The organism is Gracilibacillus sp. JCM 18860 (genome assembly GCF_055395245.1).
Map to the genome: position 1 here is coordinate 1,261,661 of NZ_AP043868.1, position 12,169 is coordinate 1,273,829.

Annotated in this window: 14 protein-coding genes and 1 pseudogene; 2 read left to right on the forward strand and 13 right to left on the reverse strand. The window is 35.7% G+C overall.

What is annotated here, in order from left to right; all coding sequences use genetic code 11:
• Positions 1-109: 109 nt before the first annotated feature.
• The 9 genes and pseudogenes from ACZ5R4_RS06565 to ACZ5R4_RS06605 form a co-directional block, all read right to left on the reverse strand.
• Positions 110-370, reverse strand: a complete 261-nt coding sequence (locus ACZ5R4_RS06565; protein ID WP_054788650.1) for a metal-sensing transcriptional repressor — start codon at positions 368-370, stop codon at positions 110-112.
• 20 nt (positions 371-390) lie between these two features.
• Entirely contained in the window at positions 391-1,167 is a 777-nt protein-coding gene (locus ACZ5R4_RS06570; protein ID WP_054788661.1) for a sulfite exporter TauE/SafE family protein, read from the reverse strand.
• A gap of 53 nt (positions 1,168-1,220) precedes the next feature.
• Positions 1,221-1,448: a sulfurtransferase TusA family protein gene (locus ACZ5R4_RS06575; protein ID WP_054860594.1), complete on the reverse strand. Its 228-nt coding sequence runs from the start codon at positions 1,446-1,448 to the stop codon at positions 1,221-1,223.
• Positions 1,449-1,474: 26 nt separating this feature from the next.
• Complete coding sequence (locus ACZ5R4_RS06580) at positions 1,475-2,602, reverse strand: MBL fold metallo-hydrolase (RefSeq protein ID WP_109985007.1); 1,128 nt, start codon at positions 2,600-2,602, stop codon at positions 1,475-1,477.
• A gap of 66 nt (positions 2,603-2,668) precedes the next feature.
• Entirely contained in the window at positions 2,669-3,238 is a 570-nt protein-coding gene (locus ACZ5R4_RS06585; RefSeq protein ID WP_109985008.1) for a sulfurtransferase TusA family protein, read from the reverse strand.
• 125 nt (positions 3,239-3,363) lie between these two features.
• Entirely contained in the window at positions 3,364-3,843 is a 480-nt protein-coding gene (locus tag ACZ5R4_RS06590; RefSeq protein WP_109985009.1) for a DsrE/DsrF/DrsH-like family protein, read from the reverse strand.
• A 314-nt stretch (positions 3,844-4,157) separates the two neighbouring features.
• A pseudogene (locus ACZ5R4_RS06595) lies at positions 4,158-4,969 on the reverse strand (undecaprenyl-diphosphate phosphatase).
• A 20-nt stretch (positions 4,970-4,989) separates the two neighbouring features.
• Positions 4,990-5,181, reverse strand: coding sequence for a hypothetical protein (locus tag ACZ5R4_RS06600; RefSeq protein WP_054860593.1), 192 nt, complete (start codon positions 5,179-5,181; stop codon positions 4,990-4,992).
• Positions 5,182-5,324: 143 nt separating this feature from the next.
• On the reverse strand, positions 5,325-5,651 hold the full coding sequence (locus tag ACZ5R4_RS06605) for a hypothetical protein (RefSeq protein ID WP_464368226.1): 327 nt from the start codon (positions 5,649-5,651) through the stop codon (positions 5,325-5,327).
• A gap of 242 nt (positions 5,652-5,893) precedes the next feature.
• Between ACZ5R4_RS06605 and ACZ5R4_RS06610 the strand changes: the two genes are divergently transcribed.
• Complete coding sequence (locus ACZ5R4_RS06610) at positions 5,894-6,109, forward strand: transporter associated domain-containing protein (protein WP_464368227.1); 216 nt, start codon at positions 5,894-5,896, stop codon at positions 6,107-6,109.
• Positions 6,110-6,404: 295 nt separating this feature from the next.
• On the forward strand, positions 6,405-7,265 hold the full coding sequence (locus ACZ5R4_RS06615; protein WP_109985013.1) for an AraC family transcriptional regulator: 861 nt from the start codon (positions 6,405-6,407) through the stop codon (positions 7,263-7,265).
• Positions 7,266-7,581: 316 nt separating this feature from the next.
• On the opposite strand, the gene copZ is transcribed toward ACZ5R4_RS06615, so the two are convergent.
• The 4 genes from copZ to ACZ5R4_RS06635 form a co-directional block, all read right to left on the reverse strand.
• The gene (gene copZ, locus ACZ5R4_RS06620) at positions 7,582-7,788 is read right to left on the reverse strand and encodes a copper chaperone CopZ (protein ID WP_054860591.1); all 207 of its coding nucleotides are present in this window, start codon (positions 7,786-7,788) and stop codon (positions 7,582-7,584) included.
• A gap of 27 nt (positions 7,789-7,815) precedes the next feature.
• Entirely contained in the window at positions 7,816-10,200 is a 2,385-nt protein-coding gene (locus ACZ5R4_RS06625) for a heavy metal translocating P-type ATPase (RefSeq protein WP_464368228.1), read from the reverse strand.
• 13 nt (positions 10,201-10,213) lie between these two features.
• Positions 10,214-10,516 (reverse strand): metal-sensing transcriptional repressor, encoded by a 303-nt coding sequence (locus ACZ5R4_RS06630; RefSeq protein ID WP_054860589.1) that lies wholly within the window; start codon positions 10,514-10,516, stop codon positions 10,214-10,216.
• 118 nt (positions 10,517-10,634) lie between these two features.
• Positions 10,635-12,077: an MFS transporter gene (locus ACZ5R4_RS06635; RefSeq protein WP_464368229.1), complete on the reverse strand. Its 1,443-nt coding sequence runs from the start codon at positions 12,075-12,077 to the stop codon at positions 10,635-10,637.
• Positions 12,078-12,169 lie beyond the last annotated feature (92 nt).

Sequence of the window (12,169 nt, forward strand, 5' to 3'; positions counted from 1 at the left end):
ATTTTTTCTCAGACATAAGTCTACCTCCTTATTGGATAATTATTATTAAATGGAAACCAGTTTTCTATTATATTTTCACCTAAATAGTGTTATATAAACAAAAAAACTATTACCTACTTGTCACAAGTAAATTTACTGCTTCTTTTATTAACGCTTCTGATTTTTCACCAGTTTGTTGTTCCTCACGAATACACTGCTCAAGATTTGTACTAACAATTAATGCAGCTGTACGGTCTAAAGCACTTCTTACAGCCGTCATTTGTATCACCACATCTCTACAATCCTTTTGTTCTTCCATCATACGTAATAAACCTCTGACTTGGCCTTCTATTCTTTTTATTCTATTTTTCAATTGAGCATTATACTCCATAGATGCCTACTCCTTTCCATTCACAAAATATCCATCCAGATATTAATGGCTGTACCTGCAATAAGGATGGCTAAAATAATCTGCAAGTATTTCGTGTTGATTGTTTTGCCTGCATTCGCTCCTAAGGGGGACGCGATTAAGCTAGCAATAATCATAATTACAGCTGGTAAGTAGTCTACCTGGCCTGTCGTGATCTTCCCTATAGTAGCACCAATAGACGAGATAAAAGTTATCGCTAATGACGAAGCGATCGTCATACGTGTCGGAACTTTAAGAAAGACTAGCATGATCGGAACTAATAAGAACGCCCCAGCTGCTCCAACAATTCCAGCTCCAATCCCGACAACTAAAGCAAAGAATGCTGCCAACCATTTATTAAATGTAACTTTTTCTAGAGGGATATCGTCAATTCCCTTTTTCGGAACAAACATCATGATGGCAGCAATTAGTGCCAATATGCCATATGTTAGATTAATTTCACCTCCGGATAATAGCTTCGATCCATACCCACCTATAAAACTACCTATTAGAATACTTATCCCCATATAAGCAATCAGTGTTTTATTTAAATATCCTCCTTTTCGATATGCCCAAACGCCACCAATTGTTGCAAACAAAACTTGGACTGCGCTAATTCCAGATACCTCATGTGCTGAAAAAGTTGCCACACCAAATAATGGTGGAATGTATAAAAGCATCGGATATTTGATGATCGAACCGCCTATCCCTAACATTCCTGAAATATATGATCCAACAAAACCGATTAAAAATACGGTAATCATAAAAGCAAAATCCATTTTCACACTTCCTATCCTAAATAAAAGGGAACCATCCTCGTGGTTCCCTTTCATTAACTTTTCTTAATCCAAAACAAAAATACATCATTTTCTTCTGAAAAATTTAGTAGCTCATGTCCACTAGATTTCGCCCATGCTGTTAAATCACTTTTAGCACCTTTATCTGTAGCTTGAACTTCTAAGATTTGGCCAGATTCCAATTCATCCATCGCTTTTTTTGTTCTTACTATTGGCATTGGACATGCTAAACCTTTTGCATCTATTACTTTAGTTACATCCATTTACCTCTTCCTCCTTTAATTGTTATTTAACGTACCGCACAACGATTTGGCCCGATTTCCATTTCTCTTTGCTCCTCTTCCTTAGGTGTTATTTTCCCCATATTTGTTTCACGTATTTCTTGGTATGCATTTGGTTGTGGTGGTAAATTTTCTGTCACTATTTTGCGAAAATCAGTTTCATCTTCGATATTTAGTCCATGATTCTTTGTAAAGAGAACATCTAATTTTTCTGCAACCCTACCATCGTCATTTAGTTCTTCCATCCTCATAAAGTGTGCTGGTAGAACTACTAGATCTCCTGACAGTTCTTTATAACGAGAATATAAAGTCTCCCTTAAATCTCCAACCCAATCTTCTGCTTTTCCAGCTAAGTCAGGTCTTCCAATCGAATCAATAAACAGAATATCTCCAGATAACAAGAATTTCTCTTCTACCACAAAAGATGTAGAACCGATCGTATGACCTGGTGAATGCAATGCTTGAATTTCTATCGCTGTTTTACCGATTTTTACGACATTTCCATCTTCTAAAGCATTGTACTGAAAGGTTACCTCGACGGCATCTTTAGCAGGTAACCAATAGCTAGCACCTGTTAATTCTGCTAGCTTTCTACCACCTGATATATGATCTGCATGCAAATGTGTATCGAGCACGTTCGTGACACTTACCGCTTTCTTTCTAGCAAAATCTAAGAAAATATCAGTCATTCTTGTAGCATCAATAATAGCAGCTTCTCCATCTGAAAGGATCATATAAGAAAGACATCCTTTACCGATACGGACAAACTGATAAATCTCTCCACCGTCTTTTAAGTCACCTACTTTAACAGGCTCTAGGTGCTCACTCCACGCCTTCATTCCACCTTGAAGATAAGATACATTTAATCCTGCACCAGATAGCATTTCTGCTACCATGACAGATGAGCCTTCCTTGGCACAAACTACTAATATATCTTTATTGGAAGGAATTTTTTCAAAGATTTCATCTACTCCGTCTAAAAGTTCGAAATAGGGAATGTTTAAATATTCAATGTTTTCTCCTTCAATCTTCCAATCTTCAAATGCATCTTCATTACGTACATCCAAAATAAATAATTCCCGTTTATCTATTATTTTTTGCGTTACCTCATGTGCAGTCATCCTATTTACTGCCATCACCAATTACCCCCTATAGTATCATTTGTTGTAAAAAAATTTAACTTCCTATAGTCTATAGTGATATTAGCCATCTAGTTTAGTTGTTTTACCAGTCCAGTTGCTCATACCTGGTAAAACATTTAATACATTCAAAAAACCATTTTCTGCTAATTTTTGTGCAGCTAAATCACTCCTGCTACCGGTTCGACACACCACATAAATTTTATCCTCTTTATTCAACTCATTCATTCTTTCCTCTAATTCACCTAATGGAATCGATACGGCATCGGGAATATGATTAAAGGCATATTCTGCTGACTCTCTTACATCGAGAACCACAATATCTTTATCTAGGTTAGATTCCAATTCATCATTAGTAGCAGTTACTGGATGGTTCCTTTCTACAGTATCTTCTTCAGACGCTTTTCTTAAATAATGTTTTAAAGCGTCACCTTCTTCCAGCGTCCCTAAATATTGGTGTCCAGAGCTATTAGCCCATGCTTGTATATCAGCCTTAGATCCTTTATCTGTTGCTTGCACTTCCATAACTTGCCCTGCTTCTAAATCCTTCATCGCTTTTTTTGTTTTCACGATAGGCATTGGACACGATAGACCTTTTGCATCTAATAACAGATTTGCTTTAATTGCTCTCATATTAATACCTCCAAATACCCATTTAGGTAAATTTATGTTTAAAATTTCTTATTCTCTTGTTCTTTCAAGTATGGCATTCCAGATTTTTCTAGGGATTTTTCCAATCTATCACTCTCGAAGAAAATTTAAATAAACAAGTTTACATGACCATCTTTCGCATCAGCTAGATAAGCTGCCACTCCTGCGTAGTCGATGTCATCTAGTAATTCTTCTTTTTGAAGTCCTAATAGATCCATTGTCATTGTACATGCAACTAGCTTAACCTCTTGTTCTTGAGCCATTTCAATTAAGTTGGGTAAGCTCATCACATTGTGCTTTTTCATTACATTTTTAATCATTTTAGGTCCAATTCCAGCGAAATTCATTTTGGATAACCCCATTTTATCTGCACCCTTTGGCATCATCTTTCCAAACATTTTTTCCATAAAACCTTTTTTGACATCAATCTTTTCATTTTTTCTAAGTGCATTTAAGCCCCAAAATGTATGAAAGATGGTAACTTCATGATCATATGCTGCTGCACCATTCGCAATAATATAAGCTGCCATTGCTTTATCATAGTCACCACTAAATAAAACGATGGTTGTTTTTCCCTTTTCCAACATGTTAATCCTCCTATATTTATTCACTCAACAATTACCCCTGCGGGTATAATTGATATTAAAAAAATAAAAATGAGTATAATCCCATTTTTATTATATATCAACTGTGATGTCGATCTGACGAAGTCTATAATATACCCTTATAGGTATTTTGTCAACAAAAAATTATTATTTTTTTGATTAACTAAAGCCCTAAACCAGTGTTATAAAGGTTTAAGGCTTATTTTTATGATTCCGAATTTGACTCGAACCAACGATCTCCACCCTGTCAAAATAAAGTGAGGTCATCTATCAAAAACATACTCGCATTATATCCTTTATTTATAAGGATTTACGTTTGCTACTAGGATTCGGTAACTAGCAAATGGAGTTAATTTCACTTTATCTATCAACTCGAGAAAAACTTAATGGATATTAACGCAAATACAAATGCACTAACAAATCCGCATATAAAAAATGGCACTGTATCTAATGTGAAGTATTGCCAGTTGTCTACTAATGAAATAGTACTTGCACCCAACATGATTGGTACAGCCATGATGAAAGTAAAGTCTGCTGCTGCACGATGACTGACACCTAAAATAACCCCTCCAGATATTGTTGAACCAGATCGTGAAAATTCGGGCCATAATGCGAAACACTGAAAAACTCCTATGATGAACGCTTGATTTAAAGTTAGTTGATCTATAGAATTAGTTTTTATCATACGCTTTGATTTCCAGTCCGCTATAATCATCAAAATCGCACCAAAAACTAACCCTACAATGACTGTCTCAACTGAAAATAAATATTCATCAATATAATCATCGAATAGAATTCCTAGAACACCTGCAGGTAATAGCCCAATGACAATATGACGGATTGTTAATCTTTTTACAGATTTATATCCTGTCTTCTGATTCAGATTAAGTAATAGCTTCATCCTGTCTTTGAATACAATCACAACGGCTAATATGGAGCCTAACTGAATAACAATTTTGAATGTATTTGCTATTTCAGTTGAAAAAGTTTTCTTGGATTGTAACAGAAGATCATCCACAATAATCATGTGGCCGGTAAAGGAGATGGGGGCAAATTCTGTCAACCCTTCTACAATTCCCAATATGAATGCTATAAAAATTTCCTTCAATATCCATTTCTCCCTCTAATTTAATTACTTTTATTTTTAATTTCATCCCATGTATTTATCATATCCCAAGAAAAGTCAGGTAGTTCAGAAAGCATTTCATTACTTCCCGATATTTCGCCCGCAATATAAATAGAGCCAAAAAATACTAGAAACAAAAGCAGCATAACTAAGTAGCACTCCACCGTTTGTAAAAACTCTTTTTTATTTTTCATTATCTATTCCTTCCACACTTCTTTTTGATTATAGTTTTTAAGGCATAACAAAATAAGCCTAAGCAAGGCAAAAATAAAAAAAATAAATTTTATGGTCGTGAAAATAAGCCTAGAGAAGAGACTAGACTAAGTAGATATGTAAGTTAGAGGTAGTTTGAGGTGTGTTGAACGATTTTACAATTCTCTAAAAATTGTTTGTTCTCATCTGTCAGATTAAACTTGTTTTTCTCTAAAGAATTGATGTTTTTATTTATCGCTTCGTTATCAGCTTTCAATAAAATAAACAACTTAAATTTCTGCACGGTATAAGAAACACTATCAGTTATTGCTTCATCATTAATAACCAGCTCTTGTGCAGAGACAGCCACATCGTTAGCATTTCCATTGACAGATATATCATCTGTTGTGTTGACTACCAATGTCGCAGTTAAGAAAAAAGATACTAAACACAGTAAAAAAGAACTCCTCACTTTTTTTCACCTCCATTCATCTTCCTTTATTATAAAATATTAAGCAATAAAAGCAAATTCAGTGATAAAGAAACGTAAAAGCTTAAATATTATTCGAGTACGTTAGAGGGAATATGGGTGCATATAGTCTTATATCGAGTTGAATTTTCATCTTCCTTTTTGATATTTGTATGTAACTATTTTCGTTTCGTTTAAATAGTAGATTAACATTTAAGATTAATATTATGCTATAAATTATTGAGTTGAACGATAATACGTATTTAATTGATGGCAAAACTTCAATTCAAGTTGTAAATGCTTTCTTTGAAATTACTTTATTAAATGAAAATGTAGATACTATTTCAGGCTGGATACTTAATAAAAACATAGACGAAAAAGAAGAAACAGTCGTACCACACGATACACTAAAATTCAAAGTAACTGAGCGATCAAATAAAAAAAGTAAAATTATATACTAAGTAATCGCTAACTAATAACATTGTACGGGAGACCACTTTATTAAGCGGTCTTTTTTTGTCACCAAGTGTAGGTGTACCCCTACTGTCTATTAAGACGTACTCACGCAACGTTAGTGCAGAAACTAGGTAAGGCCCAAGTTACTAAGCAAGAACTTGCACCAAAATAATCTTACCATGATGTGATGCATTTAGTCAGAGTTTTCATAACCATTAACAACACGATATTTTTTTGTTAAAAATGTCGAGTACTTTTATACTTGCTTTAGTATGATGTATTCATGAAAGGAGGGATATGTTGTTAAAAGAACTAAACGAAGTGATTGACTATATTGAAGTTCATTTAACCGATGACCTGTCTCTTGAAAACATTTCTGAATATGCTGGGGTTTCGGACTATCATTTTAGAACAGTATTTTTTCATCTTTCAGGGTTGACCCTGAATGAATATATAAAAAACAGAAAACTATCTGAAGCGAATAAGGATTTATTGAGTGGAGAAAAGGTTACGGATGTTGCTTTTAAATATGGTTATCAATCAGTAGATGGTTTTACAAGGGCATTTAAAAAATGGTGTGGTTTTTTACCTTCAGATGTAATAAAAAAAAGGATAAGCAAATCATTTCCTAAACTTTCATTCGTAATTACTGTTAAAGGAGGAATTTCTATGGAATTTAGAATTGAAGATAAACCAGCGTTTAATTTAGTTGGTGTAAGTAAACGTGTTCCAATGCAATTTGAAGGTGTAAATAACGAAATTGTAAAATTGGCAGAAAGTATAACAGAAGAACAAAGAAAAGAAATGCATTCACTTCAAAATATAGAGCCCTATGAAATTGTTAATGCTTCTTATAATGCTGACGCAAATTTCTTAAAAGAAGAAGGGGATTTAACACACTTGATAGGAGTTTTAACGACTAAAAATCAAGTAAGTGATCAATTAGATAAAGTAGCCGTTGAAGCATGCACTTGGGCAATATTTCCAAACGAAGGACCATTTCCATCTACTTTACAAGAAACAATGGCAAAAACATATTCAGAATGGCTTCCTTCTTCTAATTATGAAGTAATCAATGCTCCTGCTTTTTCATTTACTAAAATGGATAATAATGATAACTATGCTTATAGTGAAATTTGGATTCCTGTTCGGAGCAAGTAAAAAGCATAACCAATAATATATGAAGAGCAATGCTAATCTTTCGGCATTGCTTTTTTCTTTTTTTGACCATTCAAACGTACTACCATTATAACTCTTATGTGATGTCCATTTTCCTTTAAAAAGCCTTCTATGTAATAATTTTAACGCTAAAAGGCGGAACACTTACGACTTAGGTACCACAACACAATGTAAAAAAATAGTGTTAACACTTCGACCTAAAATGCTGTAACCATGCACGGTGTATGATTCCGATTGTGGTTTAGCTTTATAATGAAAAAAGCTGATTTTCATTACTGAAAACCAGCTTCTCCTTATATTAAGCTTCTATGTCATAGCCTTGTTCTTCAATAGCTTCTTTCATGACATCAATATTTACTTTAGACTCATCATAAGTTACATCTACACTACCAGCTTCTAAATTAACCTCAGCAGCTGACACGCCATCTATTTCTTTTAATGCCCCTTCAACGGACATTTTGCAATGGCCGCATGTCATGCCTTGTACGATTAACGTTTTTTCCATGACCATTCACCTCCTTTAAGGTGGACTTTATAACTTGACTCGTTTTAAGCGTAATGAGTTAGAGACAACACTTACCGAACTTAATGCCATTGCTGCACCAGCAATCCAAGGCGCCAGTAGACCTAATGCTGCAATCGGGACTCCTGCTGTATTGTAACCGAAGGCCCAGAAAAGATTTTGGCGGATATTCTTGATTGTGGCATGGCTAATTTTGATTGCTTTTGGAATAAGTAATAACTCCCCACCAAGAATCGTGACATCGGCAGCTTCAATGGCTACTTCCGTTCCCGTACCAATAGCAATTCCAATATCAGCGATTGCTAATGCTGGGGCATCATTTACCCCATCACCGACCATTGCAACCTTTTTACCCTTATCCTGAATTTCTTTCACTTTATCTGCTTTTTCTTCTGGTAAAACTTGAGCAATTACTTTGTCGATGCCAACCTGTTTGGCAATTGCTTGTGCAGTTCGCTCATTATCACCTGTTAACATGATAACTTCTAAGCCTTCTTTTTTTAACTCTCTAATTGCTTGTGGTGCTGTTTCTTTAATGGTATCAGCGACCGAAACAATTCCACGAAACTGTCCATCAATTGCTATTAACATTGCTGTTTTTCCTTCTATCTCATAATCAATCAATTCTTGTTCAGCTCCACCAACGTCGATTTGGTGATTCTGCATGAGTTTTCGATTACCAACAAGAATTTGTTTATTTGATATCGTTACTTCGATACCATGTCCAGGTATTGCAGTAAAATCATCTACATTAACTAATTCGATATTTTTTTCGGTTGCATACGCTACAATAGCTTCCGCCAGCGGATGTTCTGAGCCTTTCTCCGCACTAGCAAGTAACTGTAATGTTTCCTTATCACCAGTAAAGTTTGTAACTTCGGGTTTTCCTTTTGTGATGGTACCTGTTTTATCGAGCACGATTGCATTTAATGCATGTGTACGCTCGAGATGCTCTCCACCTTTAAACAGTATTCCATTCTCTGCAGCCTTTCCTGTTCCAACCATAATGGATGTAGGTGTTGCAAGGCCTAAAGCACAAGGACAGGCAATAACAAGGACAGCAATTGCTGCAACTAGAGCTGGTTCAAACTGGCCAGGTTGGACAAATGCTATCCATATGACAAATGTGAGAATGGCTATCCCCACAACAATCGGTACGAAATAACCTGAAATGATATCAGCTAATCGCTGGATTGGTGCTTTAGAACCTTGGGCATCCTCTACAATTTTCACAATCGATGCAAGGGCAGTATCTTTACCAACTTTTGTTGCTTCCATTTCAATCGAACCATTTTTATTGATCGTTGACCCTATAACAATTGCGTCTATTTCTTTTTCAATTGGAATAGATTCTCCTGTAATCATCGATTCATCGACAGATGTTCTTCCTTTTACAACCATACCATCAACAGGTATTTTCTCACCCGGTTTTACAACTAAACGATCCCCAACGGCAACTTCTTCCACTGGTATCATCGTTTCCTCGCCATTTCTTATCACACGTGCTTCTTTCGCTTGTAAATTAAGTAAAGAAGACAGTGCATTCGTCGTTTGACTCTTTGCTCTTGCTTCCAAATACTTACCAAATAATATCAAAGTGATTAAAACAGCACTTGTTTCAAAGTATAGATGAGGCATATATTCAGGATTACCAATGGTCTTAAATGATTCATATAAACTGTAAAAATAAGCCGCACTTGTACCTAATGCAACAAGCACATCCATGTTCGCTCCACCATTACGAAGGTTCTTATATGCCCCAACATAAAATTGCCAGCCGATAATAAATTGGACAGGTGTTGCTAAAGTAAACTGGAACCATGGATTCATAAAGATGGCCGGTATTGTCATATTAAATAAATGAACCAGCATCGTAACTAAAAGCGGTGCAGCTAAAACGGCAGAAATTATTAATTTTGTCTTCATATTCTTAATTTCTTTTTCTTTATGTGTTTGTTTTTCTGCTGCTTCCACTTTTGGCTTTGCATCATAGCCAAGCTTTTTAATTTTCTCAATGATTGCTTTCGGGTTTACCAATCCTGGATTATATTGTATTGATGCAGATTCTGTTGTTAAGTTTACAGAAGCAGACTTAACACCCTCTTGTTTATTCAAGACTTTTTCAATTCGGGTTGAACATGCAGCACAAGTCATTCCAAAAACATCTAATTCTGTTTTTTCCATTAAAACCCCGTAGCCAACTTTTTCAATTTTTTTTGTAATATCCTCAATGGAAGTCTTCTCAGAATCGTAATCTACAGTTGCTTTTTCGGTAGTTAAATTGACTTGTGCCTCGACTCCATCCATTTTATTTAATACCTTTTCAATTCGCGTTGAACAAGCAGCACAGGTCATTCCCGTTATACCAAGTGTTGCATGATTTGTTTCTCCCATAATCGTTTCCTCCTTACTTGGAAAACTGCTTCATCACACTCATTAATTCATCAATCGTTGCTTTCCCGTCACCTTGCTTAATCGCATCACTAACACAATGGTTAAGATGTCGTTCTGTGACAGAGAAACCAACATTTTTTAACGCGGACTGTATTGCACTAATTTGTACTAAAATATCAACACAATACCTGTCTTCCTCAACCATTTTCTGAATTCCGCGTACTTGTCCTTCGATACGTTTTAAACGGTTGATTACTTTTTGCTTTTCATCTTTTGTTCTAGGTTTACTTGGGTGATCCTGTAAGAACTTATCCAAATAAATCACTTCCTTTTTATTTTATACTTATACTATACCCCCTTATGGTATATTTGTCAAAAAATATAGAACTTTCGTCTCCTATCAATAAAGCTTGAAACTTTTATAATATTTGTGATTAATGGGTACTATTTGATCTTCCGCCCTTTGAAGATCGTGTGAACAGAAGTGCCAACACAAATCCAATCAATGCAATTATTCCAATCCAGAAAAACCCCTGCTGAAAGCCTGCACTCAAGGCACCTCTCTGTGATCCGGCTGTACTTGAAGCAGTTGTTGCACCGGCAATAGCCACTATTACAGCTAGTCCTACCGCTGAGCCAATTTGGTAAAAAGTATTATATAAACCAGATGCAATGCCAGACCTTCCTGATTCGACTTCTGATACGGATGCCGTTGTAGCAGGTAAATAAGCAAGTGCATTACCTAAAGATGCTATTAAGGAAGCTAGTAATACATTTGTCCAATAGTCTCCAACTACACTCGCCGTTTGCGAAAATAAAATTCCCGCTGTTCCGAGTAAAATAAATCCAGTTACCATCGTCTTTTTAATACCAATTTTTTCCATCACTTTTTCCGCAATGGCGACCATGAAGATTGCCATAAAAATTGGCATCGGTAGCATTGCCATTGCCGCAACAAATGGAGAAAGCTGTAAAATCTGCTGCAAGTATAAAACTAGAATATATACTAGCGGGAACCATGATGCTGCTATTAAGAAAACAGAAATATTTCCTATCGCAAGATAAGGTGTCTTAAAAATACTAAGTGGCATGAGTGGTTCTTTTATTTTAGACTGTACGATGATAAATACAAGTAACAATACAGCCCCAATTAATAATGGTAGGATTGTATTCATTGAATGCCAGCCACTATGCTCTGCTGTTACAATGCCATAAACAATGAGCATGGAAGAAATGGTCACTAATATCGCGCCAATATAATCAACACGACCAGTTGCTTTACTTCCTGCCTTTTGTAAAAGCTTTGGAGACAGGAGAAGCACGATGATACCAAGTGGAACATAGATCAATAATGTCCATCGCCAGCCGACAAACTCTGTAATGACACCACCCATAACGATACCCAAAGCACCACCTGCTGCCCCGGACAGACCCCAGAATGCAAGAGCTTTCCCCATTTCTTTACTATTGGAAGAAAACAGGATCATAATCAAGGAAAGTGCAGCTGGCGCAATGAACGCAGAGCCTAATCCTTGAACTGCCCTCGATACGTTGAGACTCATTTCACTCCAGGCTATTCCTGCAAATAAGGAAGATATTATTAAAATGATAATACCAAAATTAAATATGCGCCGATTTCCGAATAAATCGGCTAACCTTCCGCCCAATAATAGAAACCCCCCAAAGAAAATAAGAAATGCACTCATTACCCACTGTAAATTTTGCTGACTATAACCGAGTGTTTCTTTAATAGATGGCAGGGCAATCTGAATAATCGCCGAATCCATCATCACAAGGAAATTCGCAAAGCATAACATTGCTAGTGCTTTCCATCGATTTGGATCAAGTTGTGAATTTGACTGTTTATTTGCTGACATAATAATATCCCCCCCAGTATTACATTAGTTTGTTTTTAGTTAAAATGCTGATTCTTAAATAAAGCGATACTATGATCAGCGAGGGATTTTTG

What these genes read in the sequence shown, in the direction of transcription:
- ACZ5R4_RS06565 (WP_054788650.1), bottom strand. Translation starts at nt 370, where the DNA reads ATGGAGTATAATGCTCAATTGAAAAATAGAATAAAAAGAATAGAAGGC.
- ACZ5R4_RS06570 (WP_054788661.1), bottom strand. Translation starts at nt 1,167, where the DNA reads ATGGATTTTGCTTTTATGATTACCGTATTTTTAATCGGTTTTGTTGGA.
- ACZ5R4_RS06575 (WP_054860594.1), bottom strand. Translation starts at nt 1,448, where the DNA reads ATGGATGTAACTAAAGTAATAGATGCAAAAGGTTTAGCATGTCCAATG.
- ACZ5R4_RS06580 (WP_109985007.1), bottom strand. Translation starts at nt 2,602, where the DNA reads ATGGCAGTAAATAGGATGACTGCACATGAGGTAACGCAAAAAATAATA.
- ACZ5R4_RS06585 (WP_109985008.1), bottom strand. Translation starts at nt 3,238, where the DNA reads ATGAGAGCAATTAAAGCAAATCTGTTATTAGATGCAAAAGGTCTATCG.
- ACZ5R4_RS06590 (WP_109985009.1), bottom strand. Translation starts at nt 3,843, where the DNA reads ATGTTGGAAAAGGGAAAAACAACCATCGTTTTATTTAGTGGTGACTAT.
- ACZ5R4_RS06600 (WP_054860593.1), bottom strand. Translation starts at nt 5,181, where the DNA reads ATGAAAAATAAAAAAGAGTTTTTACAAACGGTGGAGTGCTACTTAGTT.
- copZ (WP_054860591.1), bottom strand. Translation starts at nt 7,788, where the DNA reads ATGGAAAAAACGTTAATCGTACAAGGCATGACATGCGGCCATTGCAAA.
- ACZ5R4_RS06625 (WP_464368228.1), bottom strand. Translation starts at nt 10,200, where the DNA reads ATGGGAGAAACAAATCATGCAACACTTGGTATAACGGGAATGACCTGT.
- ACZ5R4_RS06635 (WP_464368229.1), bottom strand. Translation starts at nt 12,077, where the DNA reads ATGTCAGCAAATAAACAGTCAAATTCACAACTTGATCCAAATCGATGG.